This is a genomic window from Microbacterium sp. (genome assembly GCF_031988965.1).
Taxonomy (GTDB): domain Bacteria; phylum Actinomycetota; class Actinomycetes; order Actinomycetales; family Microbacteriaceae; genus Microbacterium.
This window is the reverse complement of the sequence record NZ_DALZXX010000061.1, coordinates 1-16631: the sequence shown is the minus strand read 5'-3', so window position 1 is coordinate 16631 and position 16631 is coordinate 1. Positions and strand designations below refer to the sequence as shown.

The window sequence follows — 16631 nt, the reverse complement described above, 5'->3', positions numbered from 1 at the left end:
CGGGGGATGCCGCGGAACGCCTTGTTCGTGGTCTTGATCTCGGCGAGCTTGACGCGTCCGTCCGCGTCGACGGCGATACCGTCGGGTGTCGCGAGGTGGCGGTGCTCGACCTCGGCGCGGAAGAGCGCGGACGACGGCAGGATGCCGTGCGTCGCCGCCACCCAGGCCGCGATCTCGGGCTCCCGGCGCCGGCCGTGGTCGGTATAGGCGTTGCCGCCGAAGCGGGGTCCGCCGCCGAGCTTCGAATCGGCGGCGCGGGCGATCGACCTCTCGCTCGTGAGTCCCGCGACATCGGTCGCGGTGATGCCGCGTGAACGGGCTCGCATCCAGGCCACCCGGTCGCGCGAGTCCGCGACGATGCGAGCTTGGAGTTCCGGGGTCACCTATCGAGCGTAACCCCGGTCGCCGACCCTCCGGTCCCGTACACGCCGCACCCGGCATCCCTCGTCGTCTGCGCGGGAGCGATCAGCCGAGTGCGGGCCAGCTCTCGGGCCCGGTCGATCCTGCGGCGTACTCCTCGAGGGGAACATCGCCTCGACGCCAGGCCTCGAGGATCGGCGCGACGATGCGCCAGCACTGCTCAGCGGCATCGCCGCGCACGGCCAGCATCGGGTCGCCGTCGAGCACGCCCGACAGCACTTCGGCGTAGGCCTTGAGCGCGCCCTCGCCGAGTTCGGCCGACAGGGTCGCGCGCTCCAGTTCGAACGGATCCTCGGCGGCGTTGAGGTTCAGCTCGAGGGAGATCCGGTCGGGCCCCAGGGAAAATCGCAGCACGGCGCCGTCGGACGATCCGCTGAGCCCTGTCGGAATATGCCTGACGGGTCGGAAGCGCACGACGATCTCGGTCGCCGGCGTGCTGAGCGCCTTGCCCGACCGCAACCGGAAGGGCGTGCCCGCCCAGCGGCTGTTGCGCACTTCGAACGTGGCCTCGGCGAGGGTCTCGGTCTGGCGGTCGGGGTCGACTCCCGGCTCGTCGACGTACGACGGCTTCTCCGTGCCGCCGACCGTGCCTGCCGTGTACCGCGCCCGCCGCGACGACGCCACCGGATCGTCGTGCCACACCGCGGTCGCGCGGAGCACGGCGCTCGTCGCCTCGCGGAAGTCGACCTGGTCGAGCGTCGTGGGCTCTTCCATCGCGAGCACGGCGAGCACCTGCAGGAGGTGGCTCTGGATCATGTCGACGAGCGCCCCGGCGGAGTCGTAGTAGCCCGCGCGTCCCTCGAGCGCCAGCGATTCGTCGTAGACGATGTCGACCGACTCGATGCTCTCGGCCGACCAGAGGGGCTCGAGGATCCGGTTGGCGAAGCGCGCGCCGAGCAGATTCAGCGTGGTCGAGCGACCGAGGAAGTGGTCGACCCGGAAGACCTGACTCTCGGGCACCAGCGCCGTGAGCGTGCGGTTCAGCTCGCGGGCACTCGCCTCGTCGGTGCCGAAGGGCTTCTCCATGACCAGAATCGCTCCGTCGGGCAGCATCTCGGAGGTGAGCGCAGCGATGGATGCCGCGGCGACCGCGGGAGGCACGGCGAAGTAGATCGCGACCTGTCCGGTGCGGTCCTGCAACAGCGCCCGCAGGTCGTCGGGTTCGGTGATATCGGTCCGCACGTACGACACATCGACGCGCGAGGCGGCCTCTTCGGCATCCATCGTCGCGAACGCCGTGCGGACGACGGTCTCGAGCTCGGCATCCGTCCAGTCCTCGCGGTCCGCGCCGACGATGTGCACCGCGCGTTCGGGCTCTCTCCGCAGCAGCTGTCCGAGAGCAGGAAGGAGCAGGCGGGAGGTGAGATCGCCCCCGGCACCGAGGATCACGAGCGTCGTCGCAGCGGCCATGACCCCACCGTAACCCGTCCACCCCGTCCACAGTCGTGTCACAATCGGTCGATGCCCGCTCCGATCGAGGACTACGCCCTGCTCAGCGACTGCCGCACCGGCGCGCTCGTCTCGAAGGAGGGCAGCATCGACTGGCTGTGCCTTCCCCGTTTCGACGCTCCGTCGCTGTTCGGGGCGCTGCTGGGAGAGGCAGCGAACGGATGCTGGACCCTGCGCCCCGTCGATGAGACGGCGACCTCCGAGCGGCACTACGTGTCGGACACCTTCATCCTCGTCACCCGGTGGGAGACGGCAGACGGCGTCGCCGAGGTGCACGAGTTCATGCCGCTGCAGTCGGCACGCAGCGACGTCGTGCGCAGGATCGTCGGCATCACCGGCCACGTCGAGTTCGTCACCGAGCTGCGGCTGCACTTCGACTACTCCCGTCGGCTGCCCTGGGTGCGGCAGGTGGGCACGAGCGAGGAACCGGCCCTGCGCGCGACGGCGGGACCCGAAGCGGTGATCGTGCGCGGAGTGCGACTCGTCGCGGAGGACCACCGGCACCGAGGGACGCTCACGGTCTCGGCTGACGAGGCGCGCGACCTGACCCTCAGCTGGTTCCCCTCGCATGAGCATCCGCCGGCGCCGCTCGACGTCGACGACGCGATCGCCGCCACGCGGTCGTGGTGGCAGGGCTGGGCGAGCGGGATCCAGCACGACGGTGCCTACCGCGGCGAGGTCGTGCGGTCGCTGCTGGTGCTGCGGGCGCTCACGAACAAGGACACCGGAGGCATCGTCGCCGCGGCCACCACATCGCTCCCCGAGGAGTTCGGCGGCTCGCGCAACTGGGACTACCGCTTCGTCTGGCTGCGCGATGCCGCGCTGACGCTCGAAGCCCTCATCGCCCACGGCTTCCTCACCGAGGCCCACCACTGGCGCCGCTGGCTGCTCCGCGCCGTCGCGGGTGAGCCGAACGAGGTGCAGATCATGTACGGGATCGCGGGGGAGCGCGACCTCATCGAGCGCGAGCTCACGAGCCTGCCCGGCTACGGCGGTGCGGCACCGGTGCGGACCACCTGGCCGGCTATCAGGGCGCCGCCCCGGTGCGGATCGGCAACGGCGCGGTCGACCAGTACCAGGGCGATGTGATCGGCGAGGTGCTGGTCGCACTCGAGTGCGCCCGGATCGCCGGGCTCGAGGAGGGCAGCTTCTCGTGGCCGCTGCAGCGCGCGCTCATCGAACAGGTGATCGCCTCGATCGACCGCCCCGACAACGGCATCTGGGAGATCAGGGGCGAGCCGCAGTGGTTCACGCACTCCCGCGTGATGATGTGGGCGGCGCTCGACCGTGGAGTCCGTGCCGTGCAGGAGCACGGGCTCGCGGGCGATGCCGATCGCTGGGCCGCGGTGCGCGATTCTCTGCGAGACGAGATCGACGAGCGCGGGGTCGATGCCGATCAGGGGTACTTCGTGCAGCACTACGGCTCGACCGAGGTCGACGCGTCACTGCTCGTGCTCCCGCAGGTCGGCTACTGCACGCCCGACGACCCGCGGATGCTCCGCACGGTCGAGCAGATCGAGCGCACGCTGCTCACCGATGGATTCCTCCGGCGATATCGCACGGAGTCCGGCGTCGACGGACTCGACGGGGGAGAGCATCCGTTCATCGCCTGCAGCTTCTGGCTGGTCGAGCAGTATGCGACGACCGGTCGTCTCGACGAGGCCCGCGACCTGATGGAGAGATTGGTCGGGATGGCCAACGACCTCGGTCTGCTGTCCGAGGAGTACGACGTCGGGCAGGACCGGCAGGCGGGCAACACCCCTCAGGCGCTCTCGCATCTGAGCCTCATCCGGGCCGCCGACGCGCTCGCCGGCCACGGGGGTCGCGCCGCCCACAGGCGATGACCCCGCCTGATTTGAGAAGAGCGGATGCCGTGGGGTACAGTTGTCATAACCGAAGACCGCTGGTCATCGTCGTGCGCGTGAGTGCATGAGGATCGAAGCTCTGCTCAGCAGGGGCCCGCGCAGGACACGAACTTCCAAAGCTCCGTGCGCTTGCGCCGGAGCTTTTCTGTTGCCAGGGGTCGGAACCGGTGCCTCACCGCCGTGAGGCATCTCGTACACACCAAGGAGTGACCATGGCGCAGAAGGATGCATCGGTCGCCGAGCTCACGAAGTCATTCGAGAACTCGACTGCCGTTCTGCTGACCGAGTACCGCGGTCTGACGGTTGCCCAGCTCAAGGAGCTGCGCAACAGCATCCGTCAGGACGCTGAGTACGCCGTGGTGAAGAACACGCTGACCAAGATCGCCGCCAACAAGGCTGGCATCACCGCGCTGGACGACGACCTCAAGGGTCCGTCGGCCGTCGCGTTCGTGCACGGTGACTTCGTCGCCACTGCCAAGGCTCTTCGTGACTTCGCCAAGGCCAACCCGCTTCTCGTGATCAAGGCCGGCATCTTCGAGGGCAACGCCCTCTCTGCCGACGAGGTCAACAAGTACGCCGCGCTCGAGAGCCGTGAGGTTCTGCTGGCGAAGGCTGCGGGCATGATGAAGGCCACGATGGGCAAGGCTGCTGCCACCATCGATGCTCTTCGCGAAAAGCTGGAGACCGCTGAGGCCGCGTAAGCGACCCGACGTTCTCGTTCAACAAACCCCATCTATCTAGGAGATACATCATGGCTAAGCTCACCACTGAGGAGCTGCTCGAGCAGTTCGCCGGCCTGACCCTCGTCGAGCTCAACGACTTCGTCAAGGCGTTCGAGGAGAAGTTCGAGGTCACCGCTGCTGCCCCCGTCGCCGTTGCCGGCGCAGGTGGCGGAGCTGCTGAAGAGGTTGAGGAGAAGGACTCCTTCGACGTCATCCTCGAGGCTGCTGGCGACAAGAAGATCCAGGTCATCAAGACCGTCCGCGAGCTCACCTCGCTGGGTCTCGGCGAGGCCAAGGCTGTCGTCGACGGTGCTCCCAAGGCCGTGCTCGAGGGCGCGAACAAGGAAGCAGCCGAGAAGGCCAAGGCTGCCCTCGAAGAGGCAGGCGCCACGGTTACCCTCAAGTAATCCGTTCCAGGTCGCGGCCCAGCGCCTCGTCCTGGAAGCGTCTGAACGCTTCACGAAAGCCCCGGGTCCGCCCGGGGCTTTCGTGCGTTCCAGGGGTGTCGGCGGCGGACGTGGAGGCGTCAGCGCCGACCGGCTGTCGAGTTCCGCACGACCAGGACGGATGCCGACACGATGCGCTCGAGAGGGGACTCGGGCTGCTCGATCTGCTGGTCGAGCAGTCGCACGGCCTCGTGCCCCTGCTCGCGGGGCGCCTGCCGGATGGTCGTGAGGGCGAACATGTCGGCGTGCTCGTGATCGTCGACACCGACGATGCTGAGCTCCGTCGGAACGGCGATGCCCAGGCGGCGAGCCGCGACCATTGCGCCGATCGCCGCCTCGTCGCAGACTCCGACCACAGCGGTCGGTCGAAGACGACGGTCGCCCAGCAGTTCGACGGCGGCGGCGTAGCCGCCCGGCATGGTCGGAGGGGAGTGCGCGACGCGCACGCGGTCGGCGAGACCCGCCGCGGCCATCGCCTCACGGTACCCGGCGATGCGGCGCGCGTCGCCGAAGCTCTGTGCATCCGCATCCGTCGAGCCGCCGACGAAGGCGATCTCCCTGTGGCCGAGTTCGATGAGGTGCTCCGTGGCGATGCGGCCCGCCGCCACGTCGTCGATCGACACCGCGCTCGACCCCTCGCTGTAGGGGCCCACGCTGACGAGCGGTCGTTCCGAGCGCTGCAGGCGCTCGAGCTCCTGCGCGCTGGGCTGGATGCCGACGGCGATGATGCCGTCGAATCGTCGCCCCGGCAGCACGGTGTCGAAGAGGCGCTCGCGTGTCTCGCTGCCCTCGCGGATGCCGTAGAGGGCGAGCTCGTAGTCGCGCTCGACCAACGCGTCCTGGATTCCTGCGAGCAGCTCGGCGAAGAACCAACGGTCGACCGGGGGCATGATCACGCCCACCGTGCGGGTGCGCCCGGTGGCCAGGCTCGTGGCGGAGGAGTGCGCGACGTACGAGAGGTCGCTCGCGGCATCCTCGACCCGCTGACGTGTCGCATCCGAGACGTATCCCCGTCCGCTCAGGGCGCGACTCGCCGTGGCCTTCGACACGCCTGCACGCGCTGCGACGTCAGCGATCGTGCTCATCGGTCCTCCTCGACCAGTCCCATCGCGCGGCGGCCCCACCCGGTCGCGCCGATGTCAGCGTAGTCCCTCGGACGCAAGAAGGGAACCGGTTCCATACTGAATCCGAGGGAGCGCTCCCATCCGACCTCCGGAACGCGGGGGAATGGTTGCGAGCTTGTGACCAACGCTTATTGTGTCTGGCGCGCGGACCCCGATAGGTTGTCCTGGAATCGGTTCCCGATTCTGTGCCGAGGGGCGGCGCAGGATGAGCGGGGGGCCGTGAAACTCGAAGAGGAGAATCACATGGGTCTGTCACAGCGTTCACGGCGTTACGCGCCGATCGCTCTGCTGGGAGTCGCGGGTATCGCGCTCGCCGGCTGTGGTGCCCCCGGCGGCACGGACGGCGGAAGCGAAGGCGGAGGCGGAGGCGACAACACCGTCACCATCTACGGAACGATCGTCGAGGGTGAGGCCGAACTCCTCGCGGAGTCCTGGGCGGACTTCGAAGAAGAGAACGACATCGAGATCAAGTACGAGGGCAGCCAGGACTTCGAGACCCAGCTCGGCACGCGCGCGCAGGGCGGCAACCCGCCTGACATCGCGATCTTCCCGCAGCCGGGTCTGTTCGCGGACTACGCGTCGCGCGACCTGCTGAAGCCGGCGCCCGAGGCGGTCAAGGCGAATGCCGAGGAGTACTGGACTCAGGGATGGGTCGACTTCGGAACCTACGACGGCACCTTCTACGGCGCGCCGCTGATGGCCAGCGTCAAGGGCTGGATCTGGTACTCGCCGACGAAGTTCGCCGAGTGGGGCGTCGAGGAACCGACGACCTGGGACGAGCTTCTCGCCCTCACCGAGACGATCAAGACCGCGAGCGGCAAGGCTCCCTGGTGCGCCGGCTTCGAGTCGGGCGTCGCGACCGGCTGGCCCGGCACCGACTGGATCGAGGACCTCGTGCTCCGCAACGCGGGCCCCGATGTGTACGACCAGTGGGTCAAGAACGAGATCCCGTTCACCGACCCCCAGATCAAGGAGGCCTTCGACGCGACCGGTGAGATCCTGCTCAACCCGGAGTACGTCAACGCCGGCTTCGGCGATGTGCGCTCCATCAACTCGACCGCATTCGGTGACGTCGCGGCGCAGGTCGCCAGTGGCGAATGCGCGCTGACCCACCAGGCCTCGTTCCTCTCGGGCTTCTACCCCGACGGCACGAACTTCGCCGAAGACGGAGACGTCTGGGCGTTCCTGACGCCGAGCCAGAACGCAGACGAGACGCTCATCACCGGTGGTGGCGAGATCGTCGGTGCGTTCAGCGACGACGAGGCGACGCAGAAGGTGCTCGAGTACCTGTCGAGCCCCGAGTGGGCGGACAGCCGCCTCGCCCTCGGCGGAGTGACGTCGGCCAACAAGGGCGTGAACCTCGATGTGGTCGAGGATCCCATCCTGCAGGAGTCGATCAAGCTGCTCCAGGACGACTCGATCACGTTCCGCTTCGACGGTTCCGACCAGATGCCCGGTGCTGTCGGCTCGGGGACCTTCTGGAAGGGCATCGTCGCGTGGGTGAACGGCACCTCGACCGATGAGGTCCTGACCCAGATCGAGACCGGCTGGCCTTCCAGCTGATCGGATGAGGTGGGCCGCCCCGATGGGCGGCCCACCGTCTCACCCTCGGTCCGCGCATCGTTGCGCGGACCGATGATCAGCTCCGTCTCATGAAGGGGAATCCATGAACGCGACTGTGTTCTTCCAATGGATCGGGTCACTGCCCCCGATCGTCCAGGCCCTCGCCGTCGTCATCGCGTTCGCGGTGGTCGTCGTCGTCATCCTGCTCCTCGTCGACATCGCGCCTCGCAAGGGCGCCCTCTACACCGGCATCCGCCTCGCGATGTGCCTCCTCATCCCGTTCGCGGTGATGTGGTTCTTCAACTCCTATTACTGGGCCATGGGAGTCGCGGTCGCCGTCGGTGCCCTGTTCTTCTTCCTGGACTACCGATCGCGCGACGGCGTGGGGTACCTGATCCAGCTCGTCGCCTTCATGGCCCCGGCGCTCCTGCTGCTCCTGGCGGGACTCATCCTTCCGTCGATCCAGACCGTGTACGCGTCGTTCTGGAACTCGACGGGCAGCGACTTCGTCGGCTTCTCCAACTACCTGTGGATCTTCACGCAGTCCGACGGTGTCACCTCGGTCGTGAACACGATCGTGTGGGTGCTGCTGGTGCCGACGCTGTCGACCATCGTCGGTCTCGCGTATGCGGTCTTCATCGACAAGACCCGCGGCGAGAAGATCTACAAGCTGCTCGTCTTCATGCCGATGGCGATCTCGTTCGTCGGCGCGAGCATCATCTGGCGTTTCGTCTACGCCTACCGTGGTCCCGAGTTCGAGCAGATCGGTCTGCTCAACCAGATCCTCGTGTGGTTCGGCGGAGAGCCGCAGCAGTTCCTGCTGAACAATCCGTGGAACAACCTGGCCCTCATCGTCGTGCTGATCTGGGTGCAGACCGGTTTCGCGATGGTCGTGCTCTCGGCATCCATCAAGGGAGTTCCCACGGAGCTTCTCGAGGCGGCGGAGCTCGACGGCGCGAACGCCTGGGAGCGCTTCCGCTCGGTGACGATCCCGTCGATCAGGCCGGCACTCATCGTCGTGCTCACGACGATCTCGATCGCCTCGCTGAAGGTGTTCGACATCGTGCGCACGATGACCGGTGGAAACTACGGCACGTCGGTTCTGGCGAACGAGATGTACACCCAGTTCTCCAAGTTCGAGGCGGGACGCAGTGCTGCGCTCTCCGTCATCCTGTTCATCCTGGTGCTCCCGATCGTCATCTACAACGCGCGCCAGATCAAGAAGCAGCGGGAGATCCGATGACCGACACCGTGAAGTCAGACACCGGCCAGAGCACGAGGGCGATCACGACCGCCGGACGCTTCGAGGCCTCGGCGGGCCGCGCGCGCAAGCGCCTCAGCCGCCCGTGGGCGACGGTGGCCTCGATCCTGATCGCCGTGGTGTGGACCATCCCGACGCTCGGACTCTTCATCTCGTCGTTCCGCGAGAGGGACGCGATCGAGACCACGGGGTGGTGGACGTTCTTCACCAACCCGCAGTTCACGCTCGACAACTACGTGGCCGTGCTGCAGTCGGGCACCACGCAGCTGACCATCCTCGAGTCGTTCTTCAACTCGATCGTGATCACGATCCCGGCCACGATCATCCCGCTGATGATCGCTGCCATGGCGGCGTACGCGTTCTCCTGGATCGAGTTCAAGGGGCGCAACGCGCTGTTCATCTTCGTGTTCGCGCTGCAGATCGTGCCGATCCAGATGGCGCTCGTTCCGCTGCTGTCCTCGTTCTCGCGGGGCATCAACCTGTTCGGCGTGCAGGTCACGCAGGGACTCGATGTGGCGGGCGGCTATGCGCAGGTGTGGATCGCCCACACCATGTTCGCGCTGCCGCTGGCGATCTACCTGCTGCACAACTTCATGTCCGAGATCCCCGGTGAGATCATCGAGGCCGCGCGCGTCGACGGCGCATCCCGCGGCCAGATCTTCTTCCGCATCGTGCTGCCGCTCACCATGCCGGCGATCGCCTCGGTGGCGATCTTCCAGTTCCTGTGGGTCTGGAACGATCTGCTCGTCGCCCTGGTGTTCGCCGACGGGGCGGCCTCGCCGATCACGAAGGTGCTCGCCGAGATCACCGGTCGCGGTGAGGGCTGGTACCTGCTCACGGCAGGAGCCTTCGTCTCGATCATCGTCCCATTGATCGTGTTCTTCGCGCTGCAGCGGTACTTCGTCCGCGGGCTGCTGGCGGGTTCCACGAAGGGCTGATCGCGTCACAGCGACATCCAGAGACAACGATGCCGCGATCGGGTGCAACACAGCCCCGGTCGCGGCATCTCTGCACGTACGCTGTGACCATGAAGTACGCAGAATCGATCGTCGACCTCGTCGGCGACACGCCCCTCGTGAAGCTCCAGCACGTCACCGAGGGCATCGCGTGCACGGTGCTCGTCAAGCTCGAGTACCTGAACCCCGGCGGGTCGTCGAAGGACCGCATCGCCTCGCGCATCATCGACGCCGCCGAAGCCGCCGGTGACCTGAAGCCCGGTGGAACGATCGTCGAGCCCACGAGCGGCAACACCGGAGTCGGGCTCGCGCTCGTCGCTCAGCAACGCGGCTACGACTGCGTCTTCGTCGTGCCCGACAAGGTCGGCGAGGACAAGATCGACGTGCTGCGGGCGTACGGCGCCGAGGTCGTGGTCACGCCGACGTCGGTCGCCGCCGACAGCCCCGAGTCGTACTACAGCGTCAGCGACCGCCTGGCTCGCGAGATCCCCGGGGCATTCAAGCCCAACCAGTACGAGAACCCCAACGGACCGCGCAGCCACTACGAGACCACCGGGCCCGAGATCTGGCGGGACACCGACGGCCGGGTGACGCACTTCGTCGCCGGCGTCGGCACGGGCGGCACGATCACCGGCACCGGACGCTACCTGCGCGAGGTGTCCGAAGAACGGGTCCGCATCGTCGGCATCGACCCCGAGGGCAGCGTCTACAGCGGCGGCACCGGTCGCCCGTATCTGGTCGAGGGCGTCGGAGAGGACATCTGGCCCGGATCCTACGACCCGGCCGTTCCCCACGAGATCGTCGCCGTGAGCGACGCCGAGTCCTTCGCGATGACACGTCGCCTGGCCCGCGAAGAGGGGATCCTCGTCGGGGGATCGAGCGGGATGGCCGTGGTGGGGGCGCTGCGGGTGGCGCGAGAGCTTCCTGCGGATGCCGTGATGGTCGTGCTGCTCCCCGACGGCGGACGCGGATACCTGAGCAAGATCTTCAACGACGGCTGGATGCGCTCCTACGGGTTCAGCGACGTCGAGGAGGGGGAGACCGTCGCCGACGTCCTGGCGACGCGGGCACTCCGCCAGTCCCAGGGCGCCCCGAGCGGGGCGGGCATCCCCGACCTGGTGCACGCGCATCCGACCGACACGGTGCTCGAGGCCATCGGGATGATGACCGAGTACGAGGTGTCGCAGCTCGTGGTGCTGAGCGCCGAACCGCCGGTCATGATGGGCGAGGTCGTCGGCACGGTCGATGAGAAGGGACTGCTCGACCTGCTCTTCCGCGGCGACGCGAAGCCGACGGATGCCGTGGGCGATCACGTGGGAGAGAGGCTGCCGCTCATCGGCATCCATGCACCCGTCGCCCAGGCCCGCGCGGCGCTCGCCGATGTCGACGCGCTGCTGGTCACCGAGGGCGGCAAGCCCCACACCGTGCTCACCCGACAGGATCTGCTCTCGTACATCTCGCGTTGAGATGACGCCCGGCGTAACAGGGGCGGCTGCCGGGGTCGGGGCGGACGTAGGCTGAGACGCATGTCCGAGCATGCCTTCGCCACCCGAGCCATCCACGCAGGCCAGGAGCCCGACCCGACGACCGGGTCGATCATTCCGCCGATCTACCAGGCCTCCACGCACGTGCAGGACGGCATCGGCGGCTTCCGCGACGGCTACGAGTACAACCGTGCCGGAAACCCCACGCGGTCCTCGCTCGAGACGCAGCTCGCGGCACTCGAGGGCGGTGCGAACGCACTGTCCTTCGCGTCGGGTCTCGCTGCCGAAGACGCGCTCCTGCGCGGCATCCTGAAGCCCGGCGACCACGTCGTGCTCGGCAACGACGTCTACGGCGGCACCTATCGTCTCTTCGCCCGTGTGCTCTCGCCGTGGGGCATCGACTTCACGACGGTCGAGCTGTCCGACGTCGACGCCGTGCGCGCGGCGATCCGCCCCGAGACCAAGATCGTCTGGATCGAGACGCCGAGCAATCCGCTGCTGAAGATCGTCGACATCGCCCTGGTGGCCGAGGTCGCGCACGCGGCCGGAGCGATCGCGGTCGTCGACAACACCTTCGCCTCGCCCGCACTGCAGCAGCCGCTGTCACTCGGCGCCGACCTCGTCGTGCACTCGACCACGAAGTACCTGGGCGGGCACTCCGACGTCCTCGGTGGCGCGGTCGTGTTCGGCGACGACCGGTTCTTCGAGCAGATCAAGTTCCAGCAGTTCGCGGTCGGCGCGGTCTCGGCCCCGTTCGACGCGTGGCTGACCACCCGCGGCATCAAGACCCTCGCGGTGCGGGTGCGCCAGCACTCGGCCAACGCGCAGGCGATCGCCGAGTGGGCGGCAGAGCGCCCCGAGTTCGCGACCGTGTACTACCCGGGGCTCGCCTCGCACGCGGGGCACGACGTGGCAGCGCGCCAGATGAGCGGCTTCGGCGGCATGCTCTCGCTCGGTCTGTCGGCCGGAGCAGGTGCGGCGAAGGCGTTCGCGGAGTCGACCGAGCTTTTCCAGCTCGCGGAGTCGCTCGGCGGCGTCGAGTCGCTGATCGGCTATCCGCCCGACATGACCCACGCCTCGGTGCGCGGCACGGAACTCGCCGTGCCCGAGAACGTCGTGCGGCTGTCGGTGGGCATCGAGGATGTCGCAGACCTGATCGCCGACCTGGAGCGAGGACTGGCGTCCCTCTCGCGCTGACCTCTGCCCGTCGAGGCTCCGGGCGCCCGGGCGTCGGGGAGGGCGATAGCATGGACACTTCGCCGGTTCGAATCGATTCGAGCTGAAATCCCCCCCAATCTCGGAAGTACCAGTGTCTGACGCGCCCCGCACCGACTCCCTCCCCACCGCTCCCGCCACTGAACGGACGGCGACCGGCAGCATCCGCGTCCCGTCGTCCACGGGCGCGATCCGCACCCTCGGTTCGAACCCCGCGACGGCGCCGATCATGCTGCACCCCGGCGACTCGATCTCGAACGGACGCCGGGCGCTCTACATCGTGCTGCTCGGGGCGCTCACCGCGCTCGGCCCGTTCACGATCGACCTGTACCTGCCGGCGTTCCCCGTGCTCGAGCGCGACTTCGACACCACGGCGGCTGCGATCCAGCTGACGCTCACCGGCACCATGATCGGCTTCGCGCTCGGCCAGCTCATCGTGGGGCCGCTCAGCGACAAGGTCGGCCGGCGCCTTCCCCTGATCGCGGTGACGGCGCTGCACGTGCTCGCGAGCGCGGCTGCCGCCTTCGCGCCGACGCTGCCTCTGTTGAGCGGCGCCCGTGTGCTGATGGGCATCGGTGCAGCGGCCGGAGGTGTGGTCGCCATGGCCATCGTCCGTGACCTGTTCGGCGGACGACGCCTGGTCGTGATGCTCTCTCGACTCGCTCTCGTGTCGGGTGTCGCGCCCGTGGCCGCGCCGCTCATCGGCTCGTGGCTGCTCACGCTCATGCCCTGGCAGGGCATCTTCATCGTTCTCGCCCTCTACGGCGTGGTCATGCTCGTCTCGACGCTGATCTTCATCCCCGAGACGCTCCCCGCCGCGCGCCGCCAGGAGAAGGGCGGGGCGACGGTGATGCAGCGCTATCGCTCGGTGTTCTCCGACCGCGTCTTCATCGGTGTGCTGATCATCGGCGGCATGACCTTCTCGGGTCTGTTCTCGTACCTGTCGGCGTCGCCCTTCCTGTTCCAGCAGACGCACGGTCTCGATGCGCAGCAGTACGGCATCCTGTTCGCGGTGAACTCGCTCGGTGTCGTGCTCGGTGTGCAGACGGCGTCGCGACTCGCGGCGCGCTTCGGCCCGCAGTGGGTGATGGCGTACTCGACGGCCGCGCTGCTGATCGCGGGCACGGCGATCATCGTGACCGACCAGCTCGGCCTCGGGCTGTGGGGCACCGTCGTGCCGCTGTTCTTCTTCATGACGGCGTGCGGCTTCACCTTCCCGAACGTGCAGGTGCTCGCGCTCGACCGCCACGGCAAGGCAGCGGGAACCGCCGCGTCGGTCATCGGAGCGACGAACTTCGGCGTCGCCGGACTCATCTCGCCGATCGTCGGCTGGGTCTCGCAGGGGGCCGGAATCACGGCCACCACGATGGCTTCGGTCATGGTCGGATGTGCGGCCATCGGGGTGCTGTCGCTGTGGCTGATCGTGCGTCCACGCACGGTCGGCATGCTCACTCCCTGATTCTCAGCATCCGACCGGCAGAATGGAGCGATGAGACGACGCGCGCTGCTGTGGTGGGGTATCGGGATGCTGGTCGCGGCGACGCTTCTCGGAGCGATGATCGTGTTCGGCTACACCGAACCTCCGGGGTTCGACAGCTGGTGGAACGTCACCATCGCCGCGCATCGCGCCGACTGGATGCTGACGGCCGCGCTGATCCTCAACGACATCGGCGGCGGGCTGGTGGCGATCCTCGTCGTGCCGTTGCTGGTGATCATCGCGCTGCTGATCGTGCGGCGCTGGCAGGCCGCGGTGTTCGCGGCAGCGGCCTTCCTCGCGAGTGCCGGTGCCGTGCAGCTTCTCAAGCATCTCTTCGGCCGTGCGCGCCCGGAGGACATGATCGTGCTCAGCGATTTCGGTTCATTCCCGTCGGGGCATGTGGCGAACGCCGCCACGATCGCGGTGGTGCTGTGGCTCGTCTTCCCGAAGGTGTGGACGGCGATCCTCGGCATCCTGTGGATCGTCGCGATGGCGATCTCGCGCACCCTCCTCTCGGTGCATTGGGCGACCGACACGATCGGCGGAGCGCTGGTCGGAGCGGGAGTGGTGCTGGTGCTCGCGGCATGGCTGCTGCCCTGGGTCCGCACCTCGTCGCGCCGAGAGCCGGGCGCTGCGCCGATAGGCTGACGGCACACCCCATCTCACTGAGGAGTCGTCGTGTCCCGCATCCGTCCGTATCGTCCGTCCGACCGTGCCGCCATGTACGAGATCTGCACCCGGACCGCGGATGCCGGCGCCGACGCGACCGGGATCCTCTCTGACGACTCGCTCTGGGGCGACCTGTTCGCGGTGCCCTACGTCGAGAGGCACCCCGACCTCGCCTGGGTCGTCGAGACCGATGATGAGCGGGTGATCGGCTACCTCGTGGCGACCGACGACACCGAGGCGTTCGCCGCCTGGTTCCGCGACGAGTGGTGGCCGGCGCTGCAGGAGCGGTATCCGCGACCTGCCGAGGCGACGACCCGCGAGGAGCGGATGATCGAGCACGGTTACAGCCAGGCCCCGGGCAGGAACCCGCACGCGGCCGAGTACCCCGCGCACCTGCACATCGACCTGCTGCCCGAGACGCAGGGGCAGGGGCTCGGACGCGCGCTGATCGAGACGCTGTTCGCTGAGCTCACGCGTCGGGGCGTGCCGGCGCTGCACCTCGGCATGGACCCGAACAACACGGGAGCCGCGGCGTTCTACGAGCGGCTCGGCATGGTGCCCCTGCCGGCAGAGCCGGGCGGGCAGCAGTACGGGGTGCGTTTCTCGTAGAGGCGCGGGTGTCCCGGTGGGGCGGAGAACTCCGCCCGACGCGGTGCCGGCGGGAACCCGGTGCTCGCTGGAAAAGCCAGAGGGCCCCCGCTGACGCGGGGACCCTCTGGCTTTTTGGCGGTGACGGCGGGATTCGAACCCGCGGTTGCTTGCACAACACACGCTTTCCAAGCGTGCTCCTTCGGCCGCTCGGACACGTCACCAAGGAACAACCTGAACAGTCTATCCGATCGGGCTCGATGCCCGTGACCACGCCGGATGCCGTCGCACCGGTATGCGATTCCAGGATGCCTTGAGTCGGACTTCGACCTTTCCTATCGTCGAGTGACGACGTTTGGTGGCCATATGGCATGGCTCCGAGTGCTCTCGACTCCGAGAGCGGCGTCGGATGCGGCTGGGGGGCTTGCATGCGCACGACGACCGCCGAGCAGCGGATGACTCTGCGTACTGATCTGCGGACAGCCCACGAGCGCGCCCTGTCGGAGCTCGGGCTCGACGCGGTGGGTCGTGTGCAGATCGGGCGCCGTGAGCGATCCATCAGTTCGGTGGTGCAGCGGGAAGGGGTGTACCGCTGGCTGAGGGTGGTTCGGGCCCGTCGGGAGTGGGCGCACGGCCCGTGGTGGACGGGCAACCAGGATGCCGCGATTCTCACCGGGGTCGCGGTGCCGAGACTGCTCGACGTGCGCGGGTGGGAGGACGGCCCCGTCGTGTACCGGGCCGAGCTGCTGAGCGTGCTGCCGGGCAGGGTGTGCGCGGCGCGACCCGTGATCGACCGTCCGCCGACCGTGGACGATCCGTGGTGGCGCAGCCTGCACACCAACCTGCAGCATCTCTCCGACGCGAACACGGATCGTCGCCTCCTCGACCCCGGCGTCATCAGGCGCCGTGTCGCGGTGTTCTTCGGGGTCGACGTGCGCGTCGACCCCGTCACCTGGCGGCCGGCACACGGCGAACTGCACTGGGGCAATCTCCGTCGCGATCCGTTCGCGATCGCCGACTGGGAGACGTGGGGGCTCGCGCCGCGCGGATACGATGCCGCCTTCCTCCTCGGCCACTCGCTCGCCTCCCCTCGGACCGCCGACGAGATCATGCGGCGTTTCCGCGATGACCTCGAGACCGACGACGGCGTGACCTCGCAGCTCTATGTGATGACGAAGCTCCTGACCCGTGCCGACGGAGGAGAGCACGGCGCGCTCGTGCCGCTCATCCACCGGCATGTCGATCTCCTGCTCGGAGCGCGGTCGACGGGGCTTCTGCGCCTGACCTGACCACGATGATGCGCGAACGCTGACCCAGCCTGCAGCCTGCAGCCTGCGGCCTGCAGCCTGCGGCCTGCAGCCTGCGGCCTGCAGCCTGCGGCCTGCAGCCTGC

At 68.1% G+C, this 16631-nt stretch carries 14 protein-coding genes, 1 tRNA gene and 1 pseudogene; 12 read left to right on the top strand and 4 right to left on the bottom strand.

Annotation, left to right across the window (positions count from 1 at the left end):
• Window positions 1-383, bottom strand: a 383-nt coding sequence (locus RTM68_RS11250; RefSeq protein WP_312170839.1) for a YqaJ viral recombinase family protein, incomplete at its 3' end; no start/stop codon positions are given.
• 82 nt (window positions 384-465) lie between these two features.
• Window positions 466-1830 carry a glucose-6-phosphate dehydrogenase gene (locus RTM68_RS11245; protein ID WP_312170838.1) on the bottom strand — a complete coding sequence of 455 codons (1365 nt, stop codon included), beginning with the start codon at window positions 1828-1830 and terminating at the stop codon, window positions 466-468.
• 51 nt (window positions 1831-1881) lie between these two features.
• Here RTM68_RS11245 and RTM68_RS11240 point away from each other — a divergent pair.
• The 3 genes and pseudogenes from RTM68_RS11240 to rplL all read left to right on the top strand — a co-directional run bounded on the left by RTM68_RS11240 (window position 1882) and on the right by rplL (window position 4863).
• Window positions 1882-3713, top strand: a pseudogene (locus RTM68_RS11240) (glycoside hydrolase family 15 protein).
• A gap of 233 nt (window positions 3714-3946) precedes the next feature.
• Entirely contained in the window at window positions 3947-4435 is a 489-nt protein-coding gene (gene rplJ, locus RTM68_RS11235; RefSeq protein ID WP_194765244.1) for a 50S ribosomal protein L10, read from the top strand.
• Window positions 4436-4485: 50 nt separating this feature from the next.
• The gene (rplL, locus tag RTM68_RS11230) at window positions 4486-4863 is read left to right on the top strand and encodes a 50S ribosomal protein L7/L12 (protein WP_042539579.1); all 378 of its coding nucleotides are present in this window, start codon (window positions 4486-4488) and stop codon (window positions 4861-4863) included.
• A 119-nt stretch (window positions 4864-4982) separates the two neighbouring features.
• Here rplL and RTM68_RS11225 read toward each other — a convergent pair whose 3' ends face one another.
• Window positions 4983-5987, bottom strand: a complete 1005-nt coding sequence (locus RTM68_RS11225) for a LacI family DNA-binding transcriptional regulator (protein WP_312170835.1) — start codon at window positions 5985-5987, stop codon at window positions 4983-4985.
• A 282-nt stretch (window positions 5988-6269) separates the two neighbouring features.
• Here RTM68_RS11225 and RTM68_RS11220 point away from each other — a divergent pair, with 282 nt between their 5' ends.
• From RTM68_RS11220 to RTM68_RS11185, 8 genes are all read left to right on the top strand, one after another.
• On the top strand, window positions 6270-7589 hold the full coding sequence (locus RTM68_RS11220; protein WP_312170832.1) for an ABC transporter substrate-binding protein: 1320 nt from the start codon (window positions 6270-6272) through the stop codon (window positions 7587-7589).
• Window positions 7590-7692: 103 nt separating this feature from the next.
• Window positions 7693-8832, top strand: coding sequence for a carbohydrate ABC transporter permease (locus tag RTM68_RS11215; RefSeq protein ID WP_194765247.1), 1140 nt, complete (start codon window positions 7693-7695; stop codon window positions 8830-8832).
• Complete coding sequence (locus tag RTM68_RS11210) at window positions 8829-9788, top strand: carbohydrate ABC transporter permease (RefSeq protein ID WP_312170829.1); 960 nt, start codon at window positions 8829-8831, stop codon at window positions 9786-9788. The genes RTM68_RS11215 and RTM68_RS11210 overlap by 4 nt, the downstream gene beginning before the upstream one ends.
• Window positions 9789-9877: 89 nt before the next feature.
• Window positions 9878-11272, top strand: a complete 1395-nt coding sequence (locus RTM68_RS11205; protein WP_312170828.1) for a cystathionine beta-synthase — start codon at window positions 9878-9880, stop codon at window positions 11270-11272.
• Window positions 11273-11332: 60 nt separating this feature from the next.
• Window positions 11333-12487 carry a cystathionine gamma-synthase gene (locus tag RTM68_RS11200; protein WP_312170826.1) on the top strand — a complete coding sequence of 385 codons (1155 nt, stop codon included), beginning with the start codon at window positions 11333-11335 and terminating at the stop codon, window positions 12485-12487.
• A gap of 112 nt (window positions 12488-12599) precedes the next feature.
• Window positions 12600-13964 carry a multidrug effflux MFS transporter gene (locus RTM68_RS11195; protein WP_396654226.1) on the top strand — a complete coding sequence of 455 codons (1365 nt, stop codon included), beginning with the start codon at window positions 12600-12602 and terminating at the stop codon, window positions 13962-13964.
• A 30-nt stretch (window positions 13965-13994) separates the two neighbouring features.
• On the top strand, window positions 13995-14630 hold the full coding sequence (locus RTM68_RS11190; RefSeq protein WP_228528655.1) for a phosphatase PAP2 family protein: 636 nt from the start codon (window positions 13995-13997) through the stop codon (window positions 14628-14630).
• 30 nt (window positions 14631-14660) lie between these two features.
• On the top strand, window positions 14661-15260 hold the full coding sequence (locus RTM68_RS11185) for a GNAT family N-acetyltransferase (RefSeq protein ID WP_312170823.1): 600 nt from the start codon (window positions 14661-14663) through the stop codon (window positions 15258-15260).
• A 115-nt stretch (window positions 15261-15375) separates the two neighbouring features.
• Here RTM68_RS11185 and RTM68_RS11180 read toward each other — a convergent pair.
• Window positions 15376-15463: transfer RNA gene (locus RTM68_RS11180), tRNA-Ser, on the bottom strand.
• Window positions 15464-15667: 204 nt separating this feature from the next.
• Between RTM68_RS11180 and RTM68_RS11175 the strand changes: the two genes are divergently transcribed.
• Window positions 15668-16528 carry a hypothetical protein gene (locus RTM68_RS11175; RefSeq protein ID WP_312170821.1) on the top strand — a complete coding sequence of 287 codons (861 nt, stop codon included), beginning with the start codon at window positions 15668-15670 and terminating at the stop codon, window positions 16526-16528.
• Window positions 16529-16631 lie beyond the last annotated feature (103 nt).

Excerpts from the sequence above, each read along its gene's own strand:
- RTM68_RS11245 (WP_312170838.1), bottom strand. The coding sequence starts at position 1,830 with ATGGCCGCTGCGACGACGCTCGTGATCCTCGGTGCCGGGGGCGATCTC.
- rplJ (WP_194765244.1), top strand. The coding sequence starts at position 3,947 with ATGGCGCAGAAGGATGCATCGGTCGCCGAGCTCACGAAGTCATTCGAG.
- rplL (WP_042539579.1), top strand. The coding sequence starts at position 4,486 with ATGGCTAAGCTCACCACTGAGGAGCTGCTCGAGCAGTTCGCCGGCCTG.
- RTM68_RS11225 (WP_312170835.1), bottom strand. The coding sequence starts at position 5,987 with ATGAGCACGATCGCTGACGTCGCAGCGCGTGCAGGCGTGTCGAAGGCC.
- RTM68_RS11220 (WP_312170832.1), top strand. The coding sequence starts at position 6,270 with ATGGGTCTGTCACAGCGTTCACGGCGTTACGCGCCGATCGCTCTGCTG.
- RTM68_RS11215 (WP_194765247.1), top strand. The coding sequence starts at position 7,693 with ATGAACGCGACTGTGTTCTTCCAATGGATCGGGTCACTGCCCCCGATC.
- RTM68_RS11210 (WP_312170829.1), top strand. The coding sequence starts at position 8,829 with ATGACCGACACCGTGAAGTCAGACACCGGCCAGAGCACGAGGGCGATC.
- RTM68_RS11205 (WP_312170828.1), top strand. The coding sequence starts at position 9,878 with ATGAAGTACGCAGAATCGATCGTCGACCTCGTCGGCGACACGCCCCTC.
- RTM68_RS11200 (WP_312170826.1), top strand. The coding sequence starts at position 11,333 with ATGTCCGAGCATGCCTTCGCCACCCGAGCCATCCACGCAGGCCAGGAG.
- RTM68_RS11190 (WP_228528655.1), top strand. The coding sequence starts at position 13,995 with ATGAGACGACGCGCGCTGCTGTGGTGGGGTATCGGGATGCTGGTCGCG.
- RTM68_RS11175 (WP_312170821.1), top strand. The coding sequence starts at position 15,668 with ATGCGCACGACGACCGCCGAGCAGCGGATGACTCTGCGTACTGATCTG.